Source organism: Mesorhizobium sp. WSM4814 (genome assembly GCF_055811595.1).
In genome coordinates, this window is sequence record NZ_JBVVQT010000010.1 from 116424 (window position 1) to 136001 (window position 19578).

Annotated in this window: 17 protein-coding genes and 1 pseudogene; 8 read left to right on the top strand and 10 right to left on the bottom strand. The window is 64.1% G+C overall.

What is annotated here, in order from left to right; translation table 11 throughout:
- Positions 1 to 254: 254 nt before the first annotated feature.
- Entirely contained in the window at positions 255 to 5063 is a 4809-nt protein-coding gene (locus AC0L2V_RS17275; RefSeq protein WP_473520678.1) for an NAD-glutamate dehydrogenase, read from the bottom strand.
- Positions 5064 to 5199: 136 nt separating this feature from the next.
- Here AC0L2V_RS17275 and AC0L2V_RS17280 point away from each other — a divergent pair.
- Together AC0L2V_RS17280 and AC0L2V_RS17285 are read left to right on the top strand one after the other, a co-directional pair.
- Positions 5200 to 5367, top strand: a pseudogene (locus AC0L2V_RS17280) (peroxidase-related enzyme); the annotation flags it as partial.
- A gap of 160 nt (positions 5368 to 5527) precedes the next feature.
- Complete coding sequence (locus tag AC0L2V_RS17285; RefSeq protein WP_091592503.1) at positions 5528 to 5851, top strand: YciI family protein; 324 nt, start codon at positions 5528 to 5530, stop codon at positions 5849 to 5851.
- Positions 5852 to 5860: 9 nt separating this feature from the next.
- Here the strand turns inward: AC0L2V_RS17285 and AC0L2V_RS17290 are convergent, their stop codons facing one another.
- Both AC0L2V_RS17290 and typA read right to left on the bottom strand, forming a co-directional pair.
- Positions 5861 to 6475: a LysE family translocator gene (locus AC0L2V_RS17290; protein WP_023800471.1), complete on the bottom strand. Its 615-nt coding sequence runs from the start codon at positions 6473 to 6475 to the stop codon at positions 5861 to 5863.
- Between the two features lie 257 nt (positions 6476 to 6732).
- A complete protein-coding gene (gene typA / locus AC0L2V_RS17295; RefSeq protein ID WP_287234460.1) occupies positions 6733 to 8562 on the bottom strand; it encodes a translational GTPase TypA in 1830 nt (609 codons plus the stop codon).
- 200 nt (positions 8563 to 8762) lie between these two features.
- Here typA and AC0L2V_RS17300 point away from each other — a divergent pair, with 200 nt between their 5' ends.
- Positions 8763 to 9038: a hypothetical protein gene (locus AC0L2V_RS17300; protein WP_236374700.1), complete on the top strand. Its 276-nt coding sequence runs from the start codon at positions 8763 to 8765 to the stop codon at positions 9036 to 9038.
- Between the two features lie 273 nt (positions 9039 to 9311).
- On the opposite strand, the gene AC0L2V_RS17305 is transcribed toward AC0L2V_RS17300, so the two are convergent.
- Both AC0L2V_RS17305 and AC0L2V_RS17310 read right to left on the bottom strand, forming a co-directional pair.
- Complete coding sequence (locus AC0L2V_RS17305) at positions 9312 to 10880, bottom strand: alkaline phosphatase D family protein (protein ID WP_473520679.1); 1569 nt, start codon at positions 10878 to 10880, stop codon at positions 9312 to 9314.
- A gap of 278 nt (positions 10881 to 11158) precedes the next feature.
- A complete protein-coding gene (locus AC0L2V_RS17310) occupies positions 11159 to 12442 on the bottom strand; it encodes an MFS transporter (protein WP_473520680.1) in 1284 nt (427 codons plus the stop codon).
- 82 nt (positions 12443 to 12524) lie between these two features.
- Between AC0L2V_RS17310 and AC0L2V_RS17315 the strand changes: the two genes are divergently transcribed.
- Together AC0L2V_RS17315 and AC0L2V_RS17320 are read left to right on the top strand one after the other, a co-directional pair.
- On the top strand, positions 12525 to 13124 hold the full coding sequence (locus AC0L2V_RS17315) for a TetR/AcrR family transcriptional regulator (protein WP_473520681.1): 600 nt from the start codon (positions 12525 to 12527) through the stop codon (positions 13122 to 13124).
- Positions 13125 to 13169: 45 nt separating this feature from the next.
- Positions 13170 to 13763: a hypothetical protein gene (locus AC0L2V_RS17320; RefSeq protein ID WP_473512384.1), complete on the top strand. Its 594-nt coding sequence runs from the start codon at positions 13170 to 13172 to the stop codon at positions 13761 to 13763.
- Positions 13764 to 14008: 245 nt separating this feature from the next.
- Here AC0L2V_RS17320 and ppa read toward each other — a convergent pair whose 3' ends face one another.
- The 5 genes from ppa to AC0L2V_RS17345 all read right to left on the bottom strand — a co-directional run bounded on the left by ppa (position 14009) and on the right by AC0L2V_RS17345 (position 17473).
- Positions 14009 to 14542, bottom strand: coding sequence for an inorganic diphosphatase (gene ppa, locus AC0L2V_RS17325; protein WP_023800478.1), 534 nt, complete (start codon positions 14540 to 14542; stop codon positions 14009 to 14011).
- Between the two features lie 112 nt (positions 14543 to 14654).
- Complete coding sequence (locus AC0L2V_RS17330; RefSeq protein ID WP_023800479.1) at positions 14655 to 15161, bottom strand: GNAT family N-acetyltransferase; 507 nt, start codon at positions 15159 to 15161, stop codon at positions 14655 to 14657.
- Positions 15162 to 15277: 116 nt separating this feature from the next.
- Complete coding sequence (locus AC0L2V_RS17335; protein WP_473520682.1) at positions 15278 to 15916, bottom strand: TPM domain-containing protein; 639 nt, start codon at positions 15914 to 15916, stop codon at positions 15278 to 15280.
- 8 nt (positions 15917 to 15924) lie between these two features.
- Positions 15925 to 16752: a TPM domain-containing protein gene (locus tag AC0L2V_RS17340; RefSeq protein WP_473520683.1), complete on the bottom strand. Its 828-nt coding sequence runs from the start codon at positions 16750 to 16752 to the stop codon at positions 15925 to 15927.
- An 88-nt stretch (positions 16753 to 16840) separates the two neighbouring features.
- Positions 16841 to 17473, bottom strand: coding sequence for a LemA family protein (locus tag AC0L2V_RS17345; protein ID WP_473512381.1), 633 nt, complete (start codon positions 17471 to 17473; stop codon positions 16841 to 16843).
- A 161-nt stretch (positions 17474 to 17634) separates the two neighbouring features.
- Between AC0L2V_RS17345 and AC0L2V_RS17350 the strand changes: the two genes are divergently transcribed.
- The 3 genes from AC0L2V_RS17350 to AC0L2V_RS17360 are packed head-to-tail and all read left to right on the top strand — an operon-like array spanning position 17635 to position 19542.
- On the top strand, positions 17635 to 17877 hold the full coding sequence (locus AC0L2V_RS17350; RefSeq protein ID WP_473512380.1) for a hypothetical protein: 243 nt from the start codon (positions 17635 to 17637) through the stop codon (positions 17875 to 17877).
- Between the two features lie 7 nt (positions 17878 to 17884).
- Positions 17885 to 18769: a pyridoxal kinase PdxY gene (gene pdxY, locus AC0L2V_RS17355; RefSeq protein WP_473512379.1), complete on the top strand. Its 885-nt coding sequence runs from the start codon at positions 17885 to 17887 to the stop codon at positions 18767 to 18769.
- Complete coding sequence (locus AC0L2V_RS17360; RefSeq protein ID WP_473512378.1) at positions 18766 to 19542, top strand: DUF429 domain-containing protein; 777 nt, start codon at positions 18766 to 18768, stop codon at positions 19540 to 19542. The genes pdxY and AC0L2V_RS17360 overlap by 4 nt, the downstream gene beginning before the upstream one ends.
- Positions 19543 to 19578 lie beyond the last annotated feature (36 nt).

Sequence of the window (19578 nt, forward strand, 5' to 3'; positions counted from 1 at the left end):
GCGACCGGCGCCATGTCTGCATGTTTCCGGTGCTCACGCAAATGACAGAGGCCGCGCCGCCCCTCATTGCCCTGCCGGGCATTTCTCCCCGTATAGGGACGGGGAGAAAGACATTGTCATCGGCGGTTTCGCGAACGGCTGCCGTTGCAGAAAAGGCGCTGGCATTGCAGCAAGTTCCTTCTCCCCGTCACTATACGGGGAGAAGGTGGCGGCAGACGGATGAGGGGCAGCGCCGGCCTTGTGAAGTGAACAGCTCACAGCGCCGTCAGGTCGCTGATCAGCCCCGATGCCACCGACAGCCGCGACACGGTAATGTCGCCGCCCTCGGTCAGCGCCTGCAGCCGCTCGCGGATGCGCCCGACCCTCTCGCCGCCGGCCTCCAGCCATGCCGCCACCGGGTCCGCCGCCCCGGCATGGCCGGTGAGCGCCGCCACGGCGATGCCGCGCCTGGCTGCGCCGATCGTGTCGGTGGCGCGGAAAAGCGCCAATTGATCGTAGTAGTCGGACGGCGCGATCGAGCGCGCCGCATCCTCGACGCGCGGAATGCGGAAGGCATCGCTGACCGCGAAAAACGCCTTCGCGGCGGCGATGATGTCGGCGTTGGCCGTTCGGGCCGTCAGCGCGATGTCTGGCACGACGCCGACCACATCGGTCAGCGCCAGATGTTCTGCCAGCTGTTCGGGCGCGCCGCCCTTAGCCAGACCATGCCGTCGCTCCTCTATCCGCTCGCGCGAGAACGCCGGAAGCAGCGAAGGGAGCTTCGGCTCCAGTGCCTTGCGGGCGTTCTGCAATTCGGCGATCCGTTGGCCGAGCGGAGCGGTGCTGGCATCGTTCTTGAGATACCAGCCGCTGGCGACATAGGTAAGCCGACTGACGGCTTGATAAAGGTCGAGCTGCACCTGTCCGTCGATCTGGTTGTCGAGCGCGTCGATCTGGCGATAGAGCGCCGGCAAGCCAAAGCCGTCGCGCACCACAGCGAAGGTCCGGACCACGTCGGCCGTGCTGCGGCCGGTTGCTTCCTGCAGCCTGTTGACGAAGGGGGGGCCGCCGCGATTGACCAGATCATTGGCGACGACACGGGCGACGATTTCGCGGCGCAGGCGATGGCCATGGATTTCGGCCGCGAATTTCTTCGTCATACGGTCCGGAAAATAGCCCATCAGGTCACGGTCGAAATGCGGATCGTCCGGCACGTCGCTGGCGACGATGTCGGAAAACAGCACGATCTTGGCATAGGCCAACAGCACGCCGAGCTCGGCCCTGGTCAGCGGCTCGCCGCGCGCCTCGCGCTCGGCAAAGGCTGCCGGCGACGGCAGAGCTTCGACATTGCGGTCGAGCAGGCCGCGCGCCTCGAGCGCTGCCATGAAACGGCTCTGATGGGCGATATCGGCAAGGCCGCGCTTGCGGGCAAGGGACAACGCCAGCGTCTGCTCGTAATTGTTGGACAGCACCAGCGCGCTCACCTCGTCGGTCATTTCGGCGAGAAGCTTGTTGCGCGCTGGGCGGGTCAGCGCCCCCTTGCGCATGGCGGAAGCCAGCGCGATCTTGATGTTGACCTCGACGTCGGAGCAGTTGACGCCGCCCGAATTGTCGATGGCGTCGGAATTGCAGCGCCCGCCATTCAGCCCGAACTCGATGCGGGCCCGCTGCGTCGCGCCAAGATTGGCGCCCTCCCCGATGACCTTGGCGCGCACTTCGAGCGCAGTCACCCGAATGGCATCGTTGGCGCGATCGCCAGCGTCCTGGTTGCTTTCCGTCGATGCCCTGAGATAGGTGCCGATGCCGCCGAACCACAAAAGGTCGACCGGCGCCTTGAGGATGGCGCTCATGATCTCGACCGGCGAGGCGGTCGTCTTGCCGAGGCCGATCGCCGCGGCCGCGGTCGGCGGCAGCGTGATCGATTTCTGGCTGCGCGAGACGATGATGCCGCCTTCGGACAGTTTTGTCTTGTCGTAGTCCTGCCAGCTCGAACGGGCGAGGGCGAACATGCGCCGGCGCTCGGCCATCGAAACCGCCATGTCGGGAGCGGGATCGATGAAGATGTCGCGATGGTCGAAGGCGGCGATCAGCCGGGTCTGCTCGGACAGGAGCATGCCGTTGCCGAACACGTCGCCCGACATGTCGCCGACGCCGACAACGGTGAAGGGTGTGGTCTGGATATCGCGATTCATCTCGCGGAAATGCCGCTTGACCGCTTCCCAGGCGCCCTTGGCGGTGATGCCCATCTTCTTGTGGTCGTAGCCGGCCGAGCCGCCGCTGGCGAAGGCGTCGTCGAGCCAGAAGCCATGCTTCTCGCTGATGGCATTGGCGGTGTCGGAGAAGGTTGCGGTGCCCTTGTCGGCGGCGACGACGAAATAGGGGTCGTCCTGGTCGCGCCGCACGACCCCATCTGGCGGAATGACGCCGTCGAGGCCGATATTGTCGGTGATCGACAACAGGCTGGAGACGTAATTCTTGTAGGCGGACGCGCCGGCTTCGAAGATGGCGTCGCGACCGGCACCCATCGGCAGCTTCTTCGGATAGAAACCGCCCTTGGCGCCAACCGGCACGATCACGGCATTCTTGACCTGCTGGGCCTTGACCAGGCCGAGCACCTCGGTGCGGTAGTCCTGGGCGCGGTCCGACCAGCGCAGGCCGCCGCGGGCGACCGGGCCGAAGCGCAGATGCACGCCCTCGACCTCGGACCCGTAGACGAAGATCTCCCGCCACGGCCGCGGCGCCGGCAGGCCGTCGATCGCTTGCGAGTCGAGCTTGATCGCCAGCGACTGGCCCTTCTCCTTCAGATCGGGAACGAAATGATTGGTGCGCAGCGATGCTTCGATCAGGTTGAGGTAGCGACGGATAATGGTGTCGTCATCGATGTTGGGAACCTCTTCCAGCGCATCCCTGACCTTGGCCTTGAGGTGCCTGGCCGCGACCACCCCTTCCGTCTGCGCCGTCGGTCCGAGGCGAGCGACGAATAGCTCATGCAGGCCACGCGCGATCTCCGGATAGCGGTTGAGTGCGGCGGCAATGAAATCCTGGCTTTGCGGAATCCCGGCCTGCTGCAGATAGCGGCCATAGGCGCGCAGGATGGAAACCTCGCCCGACCACAGGCCGGCGGTCTGGGCAAGGCCATTATAGCCGTCATTGTCGATGTCGCCGCGCCAGACGGAAAGGAACGCGTCCTCGAACAGCGCGCCGCGGTCGCCAAGGTCGATTGGCTTGCCGTAGCTGTTTTCGAGCTCCATGTCGTGGATGAAGACCATGCCCGGCTGATCACTATCGATCATACCGGAAGCCTCGTCCCCGACCTCGAAGGTGCGCTCGCTGATCACGCGGAAACCGATGTTCTCCAGCACCGGCACCCGCCGCGACAGCGCCACCGGGCTGCCATGGTGATAGATCTTCAGCGCCGCCTGATGCGGTTCTTGGTTGGCATGACGATAATAGTCGATGGCGATCGGATTGGCCGCGCTGATCCTGGCGATGCGCCCGGCATCGGCCAGCGCCTCCGCCGGTGAGAAGCTGTCGCGATAGCTTCCCGAGAAGCGCGAGGCGATCGCCGTGAGCGCCGCATCGGCGCCGGTCTCGGCCGCGGTCTCGCGCAGAATGTCGTCCCAGGTCCGCACGATAGCGCGGATCGCTGCCTCGATCGTCGCCTGGTCGACCTTCGGCGTCTTGCCGCCGGAACGGCCGATGATGAAATGGACGCGCGCCAGCCCGCCTTCCGGAAAGGCCGGGTAGTAGGCCGACAGCCGGCCCTGGAACACCGTCTTGAGATAGGTGCCGATCTTCTCGCGTACAACGCTGTCGTAGCGGTCGCGCGGCACGAAGACGAGGATCGAGACGAAGCGGTCGAACTGATCGGCGCGCACCAGCGCTCTGACGCGCGGCCGCTCGATCAGCCCCAGAATGGCTTCGGCGTGCTTGCGCAGGATCGGCACCGGAACCTGGAACAGCTCGTCGCGCGGATAGCTCTCCAGCACGTTGATCAGTGCCTTGCCGGAGTGGTCTTCAGGGTTGAAACCGGATTTGGCGATGATGGTTTCGGCTTTCGACCTTAGGTAGGGGATCTTCATCACCGAGCGCGTGTAGGCAGTCGAGGTGAACAGGCCGACAATGCGCAGCTCGCCGGCAAGCACGCCCTTGGCGGTGTAGGTCTTGACGCCGATGTAATCGAGATAGATGCGGCGGTGCACCGACGATTTGGCATTGGCCTTGGTGACGATCAGCGGTTCCGGCCCGTGCAGGAAGGCGCGGATTTCCGGCGTCGTCGACACCGCTTCGGTGCCGCGCCGCAGCACCAGCACGTCGGGATCGGAGAGGATGCCGAGGCCGGGCTTTTCGGTGCGCTCCAGGGTGCCGCTCTTCTCGCCGCCGGTATATTTGAACTCGCGCATGCCGAGGAAGGTGAAATTGTCGTCGCGCAGCCATTCGAGGAGGGCGATCGCTTCGGTGACGTTGGCCTTGTCGAGCGGCACCGGAGCGTAGCGGAACTCGGAGATTGCCTGGTCGAGGCGGGCCAGCATCGGCTTCCAGTCGGTGACGGCGGCGCGCACCTGGCCCAATATTTTCTTCAGCCGGTCAGCCAATGCCTCGGCCTGCTCGGACGAAAGACGGCCGATATGGACGTGGATGACGCTCAGCCGTTCATGACTGTGATCGCCCTTGGCGAAGCCGCCATCACCGAGGATTTCGTCGACGCCGCTCTTACCGTGCCTGACGACGATGACCGGATGGGTAACCAGCAGCGGTTCGCCGGCGCTCTCGGTGATCTCGCCGAGGATGGAATCGAACAGGAACGGCATGTTGTCGTTGACGACGGTGATCACCGTCATCGGCCTGCCCTGGCGCACGACACCGGAATCAACCTCTATGGCGACGACGCAATCGCCCTTCTTGTGCCTGGCGACGGCGCGTCCGGCGAGATCGGCTGCGCGTTCGAGGGCGGTGACCTCATAGGCGGCGACATCTTCGGCCGGCGCACGGGCCAGCAGGTAATCGGCAAGCCTGCCGGGTTTCTCGCTGCCCTTGGCCGTGCTTATCTTTTTCAACTGGCTTGCAGATTTCAGGCCGGCCATGTCGCTAAATCCCTCCCGTCATATGTTTTGCGACTATGGTAGCAGATGACCGATATTTGGCGACAAAGGTTTGACCGCTTGCGACGAAATGTCGGGATTCGCCCGTGGATCACCGAAAATGAGGAGAAAATCCGCCATGAAAGACAAAATCGTCGCACTTGACCTCGCGCCTGCGGAACTGAGCGAAGCGACGAATGCCTATTTCGCCAAATGCGAGGAGAAGCTCGGTCTCGTTCCCAACGTGCTTTTGGCCTACGCTTTCGATGAGACGAAGCTGCATGCCTTCACCGACATACCAGGCGATGGCGCGGTGAGAGCATGGCGATTGCGAGCCAACCGGACCTCACATTAGTGATTCGCTTTCTCGTTGCGTCTTTGCCGGTTTGGTCCGATGATTGCCCCTGCGGCGTGACCGCATGTCGGTTCGACGCCCGCCGATCAACGGAAGATCAACGGAGGAGAACATGGCGAAATTTCTCTATGTCTATCACGGCTCCGGCAAGATGCCGACCGACGAGGCTGAACGGCAAGCAGCGATGGATGCCTGGAACGGGTGGTACGGCAAGCTTGGCTCGGCCGTGGTCGACGGTGGCAATCCGGTCGGCATGTCGAAGACCGTGCTGCCCGGCGGCAAGGTCGAGAACAATGGCGGCAGCAATCCGACCGCCGGTTACACAATCATCGAAGCGAACGACATCGACGATGCCGTCGCCAAGGCCAAGGATTGTCCTATCCTGAAGGACCCGGGTTTCAGCGTCGAGATCGCGCCGATCATCGAAATGGGTTGATGCAACGGCTCAGGATCGCGCCGCGATCGCCGCCGCGGCACCGGCCATCGTGGTGGCGCTGACGCGGTTGGCGATCTTCATCGCCCGCCTGCTCTTCAAGAGTTTTCGCGCCTGCGCTGCCGCCAGCACCCAGGCCAGATCGATGGCGACCAGAACCACGGCCATGGTCAGCGTCAGCTCGATCCAGCCGACGACCGTCACTGAGGCGAGATCGATGATGGTCGGCAGCAGCGCCAGGTAGAACATCATGATCTTGGGATTGCCGAGCGTCACCGCCATGCCGGCAAAGAACAGTTTGACGGCCGACTCCTCGCGCGGCATCTCGCCTTCGCGCGCCTCGACCGGGGCCGTCCACATCTTCCAGGCGAGGTAGGCGAGATAGGCGACGCCGACCCATTTCAGCACGACGAAGGCGAGATGGAAGGTCTGCGCCACCACCGCCAGCCCGAACACCGCCAGCGACAGCCAGATGGCCTCGCCGATCCACATGGCGAGCAGGAATGGAAACACGTCGCGAAAGCCCTTTGCGATGACCCGCGCCACCAGGGCGGCAATCGACGGGCCGGGCGAGCCCGCGGCGACGAAAAGGGCGGCGGCGAAGATCAAAAGCGAGGTGACGTGCATGTGAGTGCCTTCGAGCGTCAGAGAGCTAAGGGTATCCGATCGGCGGCGATTTGGCACCCCTGCAGCTTGCAGAGAACTTTGCCCTCTGAAGAGGCGCCGACCTCCATGAATCAGGCCAAGCCCGCCTACGTCGGAAATATGCGTCGCGAGAGCATAGATCCCTTACGCACTAAGCATCGAGACCCAAACTTCAGCCTCGGGTCGATACCGTATGCGACAGCCGTGACGAGTTTGCCGCCCATCTTTCGACATCCCGCTTACGCCGCGCCGACCACTTTCGCCGACTTCTCAAAACGCTTGCGCTCGTTCGGGTCGAGATAGAGCTTGCGCAGACGAATGGTCTTCGGCGTCACTTCGACCAGCTCGTCGTCCTGGATCCAGGCCAGCGCGCGTTCCAGCGTCATGCGGATCGGCGGCGTCAGCTTCACCGCCTCATCCTTGCCGGCGGCGCGGATGTTGGTCAGCTTCTTGCCCTTCAGCACGTTCACTTCGAGGTCGTTGTCGCGTGAATGGATGCCGATGATCATGCCCTGATAGACCTTGACGCCCGGATCGATGACCATCGGGCCGCGGTCTTCCAGGTTCCACATGGCATACGCCACTGATTCACCCTGTTCGTTGGAGATCAGCACGCCGTTGGTGCGGCCCGGCAGCTCACCCTTGTAAGGCTCGTAGGCATGGAACAGCCGGTTCATGACGGCGGTGCCGCGGGTGTCGGTCAACAGTTCCGACTGGTAGCCGATCAGGCCGCGCGTCGGCGCGTGGAAGACGATGCGCTGGCGGTTGCCGCCTGACGGGCGCAATTCGACCATCTCGGCCTTGCGCTCCGACATTTTTTGCACGACGACGCCGGCATGCTCCTCGTCGACGTCGATGACGACTTCCTCGACCGGCTCGAGCAACTCGCCATTCTCGCCCTTCTGCATGACGACGCGCGGCCGCGACACGGCGATCTCGAACCCTTCGCGGCGCATCGTCTCGATCAGCACGGCAAGCTGCAATTCGCCGCGGCCGGAGACGAAGAACGAGTCCTTGTCCGGCGATTCCTCAATCTTCAGCGCGACATTGCCTTCGGCCTCGCGCAGCAGGCGGTCGCGGATGACGCGGCTGGTCACCTTGTCGCCCTCGGTGCCGGCCAGCGGGCTATCGTTGACGAGGAACGACATCGTCACCGTCGGCGGATCGATCGGCTGCGCATGCAGCGGCTCGGTCACCGACGGGTCGCAGAACGTGTCGGCGACGGTGCCCTTCGACAGGCCGGCGATGGCGACGATGTCACCCGCCTGCGCCTCGTCGATCGGCTGGCGCTCGAGCCCGCGGAAAGCCAGGATCTTCGAGATACGGCCGGTTTCGACCTGGGTGCCGTCATGATGCAGCACCTTGACCGCCTGGTTGGATTTCAGCGTGCCGGATTCGATACGGCCGGTGATGATGCGGCCAAGGAACGGATTGGCTTCCAGGATGGTGCCGATCATGCGGAACGGGCCGGGGTGGACGGTCGGCGCCGGCACATGCTTGATGACGAGGTCGAACAGCGGCGCCAGACCCTGGTCCTTCGGGCCTTCGGGGTTTTCCGAGACCCAGCCGTCGCGGCCCGAGCCGTAAAGGATCGGGAAGTCGAGCTGCTCGTCGGTGGCGTCGAGCGCTGCAAACAGGTCGAACACTTCGTTGACCACCTCGACGTGGCGGGCGTCCGGCCGGTCGATCTTGTTGATGACGACGATCGGCTTCAATCCGACCTTGAGCGCCTTGCCGACGACGAATTTTGTCTGCGGCATCGGCCCTTCGGCGGCGTCGACCAGCACGATGGCCGAATCCACCATCGACAGGATGCGCTCGACTTCACCGCCGAAATCGGCGTGGCCGGGGGTATCGACGATGTTGATGCGGGTGTCCTTCCAGTCGACCGAGGTCGCCTTGGCCAGGATGGTGATGCCGCGTTCCTTTTCGAGGTCGTTCGAATCCATGGCGCGTTCCGCAACGCGCTGGTTGTCGCGGAACGAACCGGACTGTTTCAGGAGCTGGTCGACGAGGGTGGTTTTCCCATGGTCGACGTGCGCGATGATCGCGATATTACGAATTTTCATGTTGTGGTCTCGGGAGCGTTGCAGGCAGCAGGCCAAAAGGCGCTGCCTCTTTCGGTTGGGCGGCTCATACAGGGTTTTTCGCAATTGCGAAAGAGGAGGCGTGCCACCAAATACATGGTCACCAAATCTTAAGCGTCTTGGTGTGAAATTGAATTATTAACCAAAGCGGAACCTTTCACGGTCGGGACAGTTCAAATTTCATGAGCAAAACGGGCATCAGATACCGGCCAATCCTTGCATGGGCTGCCCTCGCCGTTTTGCTTGCGGCAGGCGTGGCACAGTCGGCCGCGACGTCGAAGGAGCCTGCCCTGCCGTCCGACACCCGAACGGCGGAGCAGTTGTTTGCCGACGCTCCCGATGGCGTCGACCCGGTGGTGACCGGGCCGGTCAGCGCCGCCTTCAAGCAAAGGCAGGAGGCCGCCAACTGCGACAGCGCTGTTTGGCCCAATATTCCGACCGTTTGCTATCCGGATTAGGACTGCTTTCCGCACATTGTCGGAAAGGTCGGATCGACGCTTCCTGAAGTTTTGCCAACGCCGGCGCAGCCCCTCATCTGCCTGCCGGCACCTTCTCCCCGTAAACGGGGAGAAGCCCGCTGCGCGAAATGTCGGCTCTCCTTCTGCAACGTTCGCGATTAGCGAAATCTTCGATGCGGGCCACTTTCTCCCCGTTTACGGGGAGAAATGCCCGGCAGGGCAATGAGGGGCAGCGCGACGTCACCCAGGATTGATACAAAGTGACCCAGCCCCTCACGCCGAATGCACCGGGTCGAGCGTGACCTTGTAGAGTTCATTGTCGTCGCGATCCATCAGCCGCACCGTCATCTGTTCAGTGGCGCCATCGATGTCGACGAGGCCGAAGAACTGCAGGCCGGCCGAGGGTGGCAGGTTCTGCCCCTGCTCGGCGGTTGGCGCCTTGATGAATTTCAGCTCCGGGCCGAAGGTCATGTCGAAATCATTGGGTCCATAGGTGCCGGCGTGGAGCGGACCGGAGACGAATTCCCAGAACGGATTGAAGTCCTGGAACTGCGCCTTGTCGGGATTGTAGTAATGCGCCGCCGTGTAGTGCACGTCGGCGGTCAGCCAGACGGTGTTGGTGATGCCGGCATTCTTTATGTAGCGAAGGAGGTCGGCAATTTCCAGTTCGCGGCCCTTGGCCGGGCCATTGTCGCCATTGCTGACGGCCTCGGCGCCGGCCTTGTTGGTGGCGTCGTTCCAGACGACGAGACCAAGCGGCATGTCGGCGGCGATGATTTTCCAGGTCGCGTTGGAGTTTGCCAGTTCGCGCTTCAGCCACTTCATCTGCTGTTCGCCGAGGACGCGCGATTGCGGCGTCACCGTATCCTGCATGCCAGGACCGTTGGCGCCGCGATAGGAGCGCATGTCGAGGAAGAAGACGTCGAGCAGCGGCCCGTAGGCGATCTTGCGATAGACGCGGCCCGGTTCCGACGGCTCGTAGCGGATCGTCGTCATCTCGTGGAAGGCGCGTGCCGCGCGTGCCGCCAGCACATGGATGTTTTTTTCCGAGTAGCGGTCGTCGGCGCTCAGGTTCTTCGAATCCGACCAGTTGTTGACCACCTCGTGGTCGTCCCACTGATAGTAGGTCGGGCAGATGGCGTTGAGCCCCAGCACATGTCTGTCCATCATGTTGTACTTCCACTGGCCGCGATACTCGTCCAGCGTCTCGGCAACCTTGCGCTTTTCGCCGATGAGGACCTTGTTCTTCCACTTGCTGCCGCCGGGCAGCTCGACCTCGTCCTTCATCGGGCCGTCGGCATAGATGGTGTCGCCGGAATGCAGGAAGAAGTCGGGCGTATGCTTGCCGATCGTGGCATAGGTCTTCATGCCGGTGTCGTCGATGCCCCAGCCCTGGCCGGCGGTATCGCCCGACCAGGCGAAGCGGATGTCGCGTTTCGAGGCCGGCGCCGTGCGGAAGCGGCCGACGATCGGCTCGGAGACGGCGTTGATGTCGGCAAGATCGGCCGCGACCATGCGGTAGAAGATGTCTTGGTCGGAGGTGAGGTCGGTGAGCAGCCGCTTTACCGTGTAATCGCTGGCCGGCGACGTATCGAGCGGCGCAAGGCGCAAGGGATTGGCGAAATTCTCCGTCGACGAGACTTCGAACATGACGCGCGAAGGGCGGTCGGTCCGCGTCCACACCACGCCGCTGGTTGCGTCGACATCGCCCGACTGGATGCCATGGGTGAAGGCGGGCCGCTGATTGGCGCGCGAATAATAGGGAAGCGCGAGGCCCGATACGCCGACGAGGCCGGCGGCGCTCGCCGACGTGACAAAAGCGCGGCGCGAAATCTTGTTCATGGCTGTCTCCTGGATGGCTTAAACGTCGCCGCCAAGGTCCAGCCTCAATGTTTCACGCACATCTCGAAACCATGAAGGTTTTCTGACGATCAACAGGCTGGCGAATCTCCCCCCTCGAGGGGGAGATGTCGCCGAAGGCGACAGACGGGGTCGTGTCGCGTGGAGCGCCAACCTCCTGCGACTGCGATAAGGGGCCGAGCCCGGTCGGACCGCCCCCCTCTGGCCGCTTCGCGGCCATCTCCCCTCAAGGGGGGAGATTAGTGCTCGGCCGTCACAGCTCAAGCCGCCTGCGGGTTCGGCTCGAAGGCCGGACGGCTGGTGTTGATCAACAGCGAGAGGCAGGCTGCGGCTATTGCCGTCATGCCGGCGATGAGAAAGGCAAGTTCGTAATTGCCCTGCAATTCACGCATGGTGCCGCCGAAGAAGGCGGCCGCCGCTGCACCCACCTGATGGCCGGCGACGATCCAGCCGAAGACGATCGGCCCGCTGCGGTCGCCGAACGCCTCGTTTGACAGCCTGAGCGTCGGCGGCACGGTGGCGATCCAGTCCAATCCGTAGAGCACGGCGAAGATGATCAGGCTGGTCGACGAAAAGCCGGAATAAGGCAGATAGATCAGCGACAGGCCGCGGATGCCATAATAGACGCCGAGCAGCTTGCGCGGGTCGAAACGGTCGGTGAGCCAGCCCGACAGCGTCGTGCCGATCAGGTCGAAGATGCCCATCAGCGACAGCAGGCCGGCGGCTTGCACCTGGCCGATGCCCATGTCGCCGCAAAACGCGATCAGGTGCGTTCCGACCAGTCCGTTGGTGGTGAAGCCACAGATGAAGAAAGTGGCGAACAGATACCAGAACACCCGCGTGCCGGCGGCACGACGCAGCGTGCTGAACGTGTGGGTGAGGAAATTGCCCTGCGAGGCTGGCGGAACCGGCGGCACGTCGTCGACGTCCGCGCCGTAGCGCACCATGCCGATCGCGGACGGCCGTTCCGGCACCAGCAGCCAGACCAGCGGCACCAGGCAGGCGGTGGCGACCGCAATGGCGATGGCGACAGGCTTCCAGCCGCCCGACTGGGCGAGCGCGGCGAGCAACGGCAGGAACACCAGCAGGCCGGTGGCGGCCGAGGCCGACATCAGCCCCATCACCAGGCCGCGATTGGTCTTGAACCAGCGATTGACGATGGTGGCGCCGAGCACCGTGGCGACCGCGCCGGAACCGACGCCGGAGAATACGCCCCATGTGAGAAGCAGGTGCCAGGGTTGGGTCATCAACAGGCTGAGCGCCGTCGAGCCCGACATCAGCACCAGCGACGCCAGCAGCGTGCGGCGCAGCCCGATCCGTTCCATCAGTGCCGCGGCAAACGGCCCGGTCAGGCCGTAGAGGAAGATGCCGATGGCCGCGGCGAGCGAGACGACATCGCGCCGCCAGCCGAAACTCTCCTCCAGCGGCAGCATCATGACGGCCGGCGCCGACCGCAGGCCCGCCGCGATCAGCAGGCACAGGAAAATGACGGCGACCACGACGAAAGCATAGCGCTGGCCAAACGGGCGGGATCGAGCTATCATGTTACTGACCGGTACGTTGCGATGAATGGGAGCATACGTACCGATCGGTAACATTGTCAAGCAGGCAACGGCACGTCCAACAATGAAAAGCATTGAACCAGCGATCAAAGCGGATGAACGGCCCCGCGCGGGCGAAAAAATCCTTCGCGTTGCCCGCGACCTGTTCTACCGGCAAGGCATCAGGGCGATCGGGGTCGACGAGATCGTGCGGCGCGCCGGCGTCACCAAGCCCAGCCTCTATCGCAGCTTTCCGTCCAAGGACGAATTGGCCGCGTCCTATCTGCGGCAATACGACCTCGAGTTCTGGGCCCGCTTCGACGCGGCGGTGGCTGCCCATCCCGGCGATCCGCGCGCGCAGAGCGCCGCCTTCCTGACCCGCATCGGCAAGCGCACGCAAAAGCCCGACTATCGCGGCTGCGGCATGACCAACGCGGCCGTGGAATATCCCGAACGTGGCCACCCGGCCCGCGTGGTGAGCGAGGCCAACAAGCAGGAATTGCGCCGACGCCTGCGCGCCATGGCGGCGGCGATGGGTGCCGGCGACGCCGAGACGCTGGGCGACGGGCTGCTACTCCTGATCGAAGGCGCTTATATCAGCGGTCAGCTGTTCGGGGCCGGCGGACCGGCGAAGTCTGTGGCCCGCAATGCCGACCTGCTGATCGAAGCGAGCTTGAAGAAATAGCGATTAACGATACCGTGCGGCAGCCCCGAAACGGAGTAGCCCGCGATGCGTGCTCTTTTGCTGATCCCGCTTGCCCTTGCCGGCCTCTGCCAGCCTGCCCGGGCCGGCGACATTTCCAGCGCCTACACCGATCTCGACTGGAAGAAGGACTGCGTGACCTACGCGCAAGCGGAGGAAGGCGACGGCGACTGGGCCAGTCTCGCCTGTTCGGGCTATCGCGGCTACCCGGTGCTGATCGCCTACGACGACGCCCGCGAATCGCTGTTTTATGGTTTTCCGCCCAGCGACATGACCGCAGTCTGGGAAAGTTTTGTCGCCTTTAACACGGCTGCATCCAAACTCGAGTGGCGCATCGAGACGAACGGCGATCGCGCCGTCCCGTTTGCGGTCATCCATCGGCGCTCGATCAGCAATCCCGAGGTGGAGAACAAGCCGACCGACGTGCTGATCGTCGCCAAGGTCGGCCAACCGGAGACCTATGAAGGCTGCACCGTCGGCCTGGTGCTGGCCACCGGCAACCCCGGCGCCAACGACCAGGCCCGCAAGCTCGCCGACGAGAAGGCGCGGACCTTTGCCTGCGGCAAGGACAAGCGCGTGGTTATCGGCAACGCGCCCGCTTTCGGCCGCGTCGATAATTAGGAGCGCGTGGCATTGAAAAGTAACGTCGGTCAGCGCTGCCCCTCATTGCCCTGCCGGGCATTTCTCCCCGTATAGTGACGGGGAGAAAGACGCAGCCAATAAATGGTTTCGCCAATTACCAGCGTTGCTGAATGGGCGCCAAGGTCGAGGTCAGCGGGCTTCTCCCCGTTCACGGGGAGAAGGTGCCGGCAGGCGGAAGGGGGCGGCGCTACGCCAGCAGTTTGCTCGCAACTTCAGGCGTTCGGCTACTTGCTTGCCTTGGCCCGTTCGATCGCCTCGACGATCATCTTCTTGGCGTAGGCGGCGTCATGCCAGCCCTCGATCTTGACCCATTTGCCGGGTTCGAGATCCTTGTAGTGCTCGAAGAAGTGCTGCACCTGCTGGCGGGTGATGTCGGGCAGGTGCGTGTATTCGGTGACGTTCTCGTAGCGCAGCGTCAGCTTGGGCGACGGCACCGCAATGATCTTTTCGTCCAGGCCGGAATTGTCCTCCATCACCAGCACGCCGATCGGCCGCACATTGATGACGCAGCCCGGCACCAGCGCGCGCGTGTTGCAGACCAGCACGTCGATCGGGTCGCCGTCACCCGACAGCGTGTGCGGCACGAAGCCGTAATTGCCGGGGTAGCGCATCGAGGTGTGCAGGAAGCGGTCGACGAACAGCGTGCCGGCCTCCTTGTCCATCTCGTACTTGATCGGCTCGCCGCCGATCGGCACCTCGATGATGACGTTGATGTCCTCCGGCGGGTTCTTTCCGATGGCGATGGCTTCGATACGCATGGCTTTTGTCCCTCTTTCGATTGGAAACCGATAGCGGGCAGCGGCGCATGGTGCAATGCGGCGAATGGTACTGAAATCGGCTGAGGGTGCTGGCGAGAGGCGTGTCGAGCCGTCATTCCCAGACGAAGGCGACCTTCTTCAGAGCCTTCTGCTCGAAAACCTCGACTCCCTCGGCGACGTCGCGGCCGCCGGCGCCGGCATAGAAGGTGAGCGCGTTCTGGTTGTCCTCCAGCGCCCACACCACCATGCCTTTCAGCCCGTGGTCTGCCAGTCGCGCCCGTGCTGCCGAGAATAGCCGGCTGCCGAGCCCGATGCCCTGATATTCCGGGCGCACGTAGAGTTCGTAGATCTCGCCCTGCTGCTTGAGCTCGCGGGCGCGGTTCTTGCCGATCGTGGCGTAGCCGGCGACCTTGCCGCCGATCTCGACAACCAGGACGGTGGCGGCGCGGCGGATGGCGTTCGCCCACCAGTCGGCGCCGCGGCGGTTGATCATCGATGTCAGCGTGCGATGCGGGATGATGCCGGAGTAGGCGCCGCGCCAGGCCAGCAGGTGCACGTCGGCGATGGCGCTTGCGTCGCGCGGCTCGGCTTTCCTGATGTCGATGCTCAGCGTCTTCATGATTGGTTAACCATAAACCCGCATCGCCCGAATGCAAGAGTCCGGTCAGCGGCTCCCAAGCTTTCGCACAGACGATAGACGTGCCGTTGAGTGCTGAAAAAACCGTTCGTAGCGACTCAGATTTCGACCAGATGATCGTCGAGCTCGTTGCTGTCGCCGGAAGAAACCGGGAAATGCTCGGCCAGCACCGCAGCCGTCGCTTCGATCGCCTTGATGAAGCCGTCGGCGAGACGATCGTCGCGGGCATGCGCGGTAAGGTCGCGGACGACGCCGTCCCAAACATGCTGGCCGACGCGGCTGTCGATGCCGCTGTCGGCGATCACTTCGGCGTAGTGCTCGGCAATCGAAACGAAGACCAGCACGCCGGTGCGCGCCGTGGTGCGGTGGACGTTGCGGGCGAGGAACTGCTTTATCGCATTGGCGTGCGCGGCCTGGTAACGCAGCCGTCTCGGCACCAGGTGGATGCGCAAGCCGGGCAGCGCCCACAACAGCACAAGCACCGAGGCCATCGCCAGAAGCTGGGCGATGACGAAATGCGGCAAGCGGATCGACAGCCACCACGCTTCCAGCCCGTAGCTGACGGCGAGGCTGACGACGAGCATCGCCAGCGTCGCCATGAAGGCCGCCGGAAAGAAATAGTCGTCGCTGGCATAGGCGACCACGCAGTAGATTTCGCCGTCGGTCTTCGATTCGGCAACGCGGATCGCTTTGGCGATGCGGTCATGGTCCTCGCGGCTGATCGGTCGAGTTGCCATGTCGTGTCTCACCAGCTTCCTGAAGATCCGCCGCCACCGGACGAGCCGCCGCCGCCCGAAAACCCGCCACCGCCTGAGCCTCCTCCGCCCGACGACCAGCCTCCCCCGCCGGACGACCAGCCGCCAGAAGATTGCCGGCCCGGCTGGAAGGTCATGCCCAGCCAGCGATAGCGACCGGGGCCGAGTTTCCGGCCGAAGATCGGCGGCAGGATCGAGGCGGCGATGCTGCCGAAGAAGATGATCGCCCAGATGCTTATGAAGATCGCAAAGAACAGATCGTCGGTGTTGAATGGCGGCTGCTGGTTGCGGGTCCCGCGCGCTTCCAGCTCTTCCGGATTGCCTTCCAGCACCATGACCATGTCGTCGACGGCCTTCATTATGCCGCCGGAGAAATCGCCGGCGCGGAAGGCCGGCACCATGTCGTTTTCGATGATCAGCCTGGTGTGCAGGTCGGTCAGCGTGCCTTCCAGCCCGTAGCCGACCTCGATGCGCATCTTGCGGTCGTCTTTGGCGACCAGCAAAAGCACGCCATTGTCCTCGCCGGCCTGGCCGAGCTTCCAGGCGCGGAACAGCCGGTTGGCGTAGGGCTCGATTTCCTCGCCGTCGAGGCCAGGAAGCGTCGCGACGACGATCTGGTCAGAGCTCTCGGCCTCGAAATCCGCAAGCTTGCGGGTCAGCGCCGCTTCGGTTGCGGCATCGATGATGCCGGCATTGTCGACGACCCGCCCGGTCAGGGCAGGCAATTCGGCGGCAAGGGTGGCGAGGGGGAGGAAGAGGGCTAAGTAGAGAAGGGCTAGAGCAACCGGCAGGAATGCAAGGCTGGCGTTCCGTCCCACCCCCCTCTGTCCTGCCGGACTGTCCGGCAGGACAGAGGGGGGTGGGACGGAGTACAAGGCCAATGGAACTGCGCTCGCCAAGCGCCGATCACTCACCCTGCTGCGTGCCGAAATCGACCTTCGGCGTCTGCATCTTGTCTTCCTCGATGGTGAAATTGGCGAATGGCTGATTGTCGCGGAACCACAGGGTCGCCCAAATCACCGACGGGAAGGTCCTCAGCGTCAGATTGTACTCCCGCACCGCCTCGATATAGTCGCGGCGGGCGACCGAGATGCGGTTCTCGGTGCCTTCGAGCTGCGCCTGCAGCGCCAGAAAATTCTGGTTGGCCTTGAGGTCGGGATAATTCTCCACCACTGCCAGCAACCGCGACAGCGCGCTGGTCAGGCCGGCTTGACTATCCTGGAATCTCTTGACCGCTTCCGGATCGCTCAGCGTCTCGGGCGTCACCGTCACTTGCGTCGCCTTCGCGCGCGCCTCGACCACGGCATCGAGCGTCTCCTTCTCATGCGCCGCATAGCCCTTGACCGTCTCGACCAGGTTGGGAATGAGATCGGCGCGGCGCTGGTACTGGTTCAGCACCTGGCTCCATGCGGCCTTGGCGTTTTCCTCCGCCGTCGGAATTGTGTTGTAGCCGCAGCCGGCCAGCAGCGGCAGCACGATCGCCATCATCAGCAAGGCTGGCAGGTTGCGGAAGACGAAAGGGGAGGAAAGGGCAGGCATGGAAAATCCCTCAACAAGACTGACGGGCGAAGCATTACCACAATCCGCGCGCAAGAACATGACCTCAACCTGGGGCGCTGCTGGTGCTTTGGCATTCACTCTCAGGCCCTGTGATTGACCGGGCGAACAGGTTAAAGTCGCTGCGAAAACAGGGCATAGCCATGGCGGGACGCCAGGACAGCGACGACGAATCGCGCCGCATCATCGAGCGCGTGGCAAGTGAAACCGACCCGGCCTCGTCCGTTGCGCGGACGGCCAAGGGCGCGCGCGATCACGTCACTGCTGCAGACGCCGACCGGGCGGACCCGATCGAATATTGGGGCACGCGCATCGGCCGGGCGCTGGGGCTCATTGTCGGCATTGGCCTGTTGATCTGGCTCGTGCTTTTCATCATCCAGGGTTAGGAACCTCGTGAGCACCGAAGAATCCGACGCGCCGCGCGCGGTCATCGTCATTTCCAGCCATGTCGCGCGCGGCTCGGTCGGCAACCGCGCCGCGGTCTTTGCGTTGGAGACGCTGGGCTTTCCGGTGTGGGCGGTGCCGACCGTCATCCTGCCCTGGCATCCGGGCCATGGACGGGCGACGCGCATCGTGCCGCCGCTCGATCAATTCAGGGCGCTGATGGCCGATCTCGAGCGCGCGCCATGGCTCGGCGAGGTCGGCGCGGTGCTGTCCGGCTATCTCGGCGAAGGCGGCCAGGCCGACGCCGTCGCCTCGCTGGTCGGCGCGGTCAAGGCGAAGACGCCGGACGCCGTCTATATCTGCGACCCGGTGATGGGCGATTCGGGCGGGCTCTATGTGCCGGAGACGACCGCCATCGCGATGCGTGACCGGCTGATGCCGATCGCCGACATCGCCACGCCCAACCGCTACGAGCTGGAGTGGATGGCGGGAGCGCCGCTGCCCGACCTCCAAGCGGTGATGGCGGCCGCCCTTCAGGCCGAGCCGTCGACCATGCTGGTCACGTCGGCGCCGGCGATGATGGCCGGCGGTACCGGCAATCTGCTGCTCAACGGCAACCAGGCGCTGCTCGCCGAGCATCGCCTCATCGACAAGCCGCCCAATGGCCTCGGCGACCTGACGGCGGCCGTCTATCTGGCGCGCATCCTGTCCGGCCAGCCGGCGATCAAGGCACTGCAGTCGACCACGACGGCGGTCTACGAGATCCTGGCGCGCACCGCCAAGCGCGGCGGCGACGAATTGCAGCTCGAAACCGATGCACAGAGCCTGTCGCACCCGATGGCCATGGTGCAGCTTCGCCATCTCCTGCATCCGGGGCGGGACAAAAGAGCGTGACCGTTGTCGGCGTCGACGGCTGCAAGGCCGGCTGGATCGCCGTTCGCCGCGATCCCGGTTCGACACCTCGTAACCCGGGCGCAGCCCCCTCGGTAGCCGTTTTTCCAAGCTTCGCAGCACTGCTCGACGCATTGCCCGCCGAGGCGACAGTCGCCGTCGACATGCCGATCGGCCTGCCCGATGTTTCGCAAAAGGGCGGCCGCGGGCCCGAAGCTCTGGTGCGGCCGCTGCTTGGCAACAGGCAATCGAGTGTCTTCGCCATCCCCTCGCGTGCGGCGCTTTATGCGCATACGGACGGCTTCACTACGATCGAGGCCTGGCATGCCGCGCATCGCCAGGCAAGCGAAGTGGCCAAGGCGACCTCCAATCCGCCGCGCGGCGTCTCGATCCAGGCTTTTGGCATCTTTGCCAAGATCCGCGAGGTCGATGCGGTTCTGATCGCGCGTCCCGAACTGCGCCGCCGCGTCTTCGAATCGCATCCGGAAGTCGCTTTCTGCCGGCTGAACGACGACCAGGCGATGCGCCTGCCGAAGAAGATCAAGGGCGCCGTCAACCCGGCCGGCATGGCGGAACGCAAGGCGCTGCTTTGCCGGCACGGTTATTTCAGGGGCTTTCTCGACCGGACGCCGCCGCGAGGCGCCGCTGCCGACGACTTTCTCGATGCCGCAGCGATGATGCTGATCGCCGGTCGCATCGCCAGCGGCGAGGCAAGGCCGTTTCCGGATCCGCCGCTCGCCGACCGTTTTGGTATCCCTGTCGCCATTTGGGCGTGAATCTCCTCGGCCCATCTATCGGCGAGGCAATCGCAT

Excerpts from the sequence above, each read along its gene's own strand:
- AC0L2V_RS17275 (WP_473520678.1), bottom strand. The coding sequence starts at position 5,063 with ATGGCCGGCCTGAAATCTGCAAGCCAGTTGAAAAAGATAAGCACGGCC.
- AC0L2V_RS17285 (WP_091592503.1), top strand. The coding sequence starts at position 5,528 with ATGGCGAAATTTCTCTATGTCTATCACGGCTCCGGCAAGATGCCGACC.
- AC0L2V_RS17290 (WP_023800471.1), bottom strand. The coding sequence starts at position 6,475 with ATGCACGTCACCTCGCTTTTGATCTTCGCCGCCGCCCTTTTCGTCGCC.
- typA (WP_287234460.1), bottom strand. The coding sequence starts at position 8,562 with ATGAAAATTCGTAATATCGCGATCATCGCGCACGTCGACCATGGGAAA.
- AC0L2V_RS17300 (WP_236374700.1), top strand. The coding sequence starts at position 8,763 with ATGAGCAAAACGGGCATCAGATACCGGCCAATCCTTGCATGGGCTGCC.
- AC0L2V_RS17305 (WP_473520679.1), bottom strand. The coding sequence starts at position 10,880 with ATGAACAAGATTTCGCGCCGCGCTTTTGTCACGTCGGCGAGCGCCGCC.
- AC0L2V_RS17310 (WP_473520680.1), bottom strand. The coding sequence starts at position 12,442 with ATGATAGCTCGATCCCGCCCGTTTGGCCAGCGCTATGCTTTCGTCGTG.
- AC0L2V_RS17315 (WP_473520681.1), top strand. The coding sequence starts at position 12,525 with ATGAAAAGCATTGAACCAGCGATCAAAGCGGATGAACGGCCCCGCGCG.
- AC0L2V_RS17320 (WP_473512384.1), top strand. The coding sequence starts at position 13,170 with ATGCGTGCTCTTTTGCTGATCCCGCTTGCCCTTGCCGGCCTCTGCCAG.
- ppa (WP_023800478.1), bottom strand. The coding sequence starts at position 14,542 with ATGCGTATCGAAGCCATCGCCATCGGAAAGAACCCGCCGGAGGACATC.
- AC0L2V_RS17330 (WP_023800479.1), bottom strand. The coding sequence starts at position 15,161 with ATGAAGACGCTGAGCATCGACATCAGGAAAGCCGAGCCGCGCGACGCA.
- AC0L2V_RS17335 (WP_473520682.1), bottom strand. The coding sequence starts at position 15,916 with ATGGCAACTCGACCGATCAGCCGCGAGGACCATGACCGCATCGCCAAA.
- AC0L2V_RS17345 (WP_473512381.1), bottom strand. The coding sequence starts at position 17,473 with ATGCCTGCCCTTTCCTCCCCTTTCGTCTTCCGCAACCTGCCAGCCTTG.
- AC0L2V_RS17350 (WP_473512380.1), top strand. The coding sequence starts at position 17,635 with ATGGCGGGACGCCAGGACAGCGACGACGAATCGCGCCGCATCATCGAG.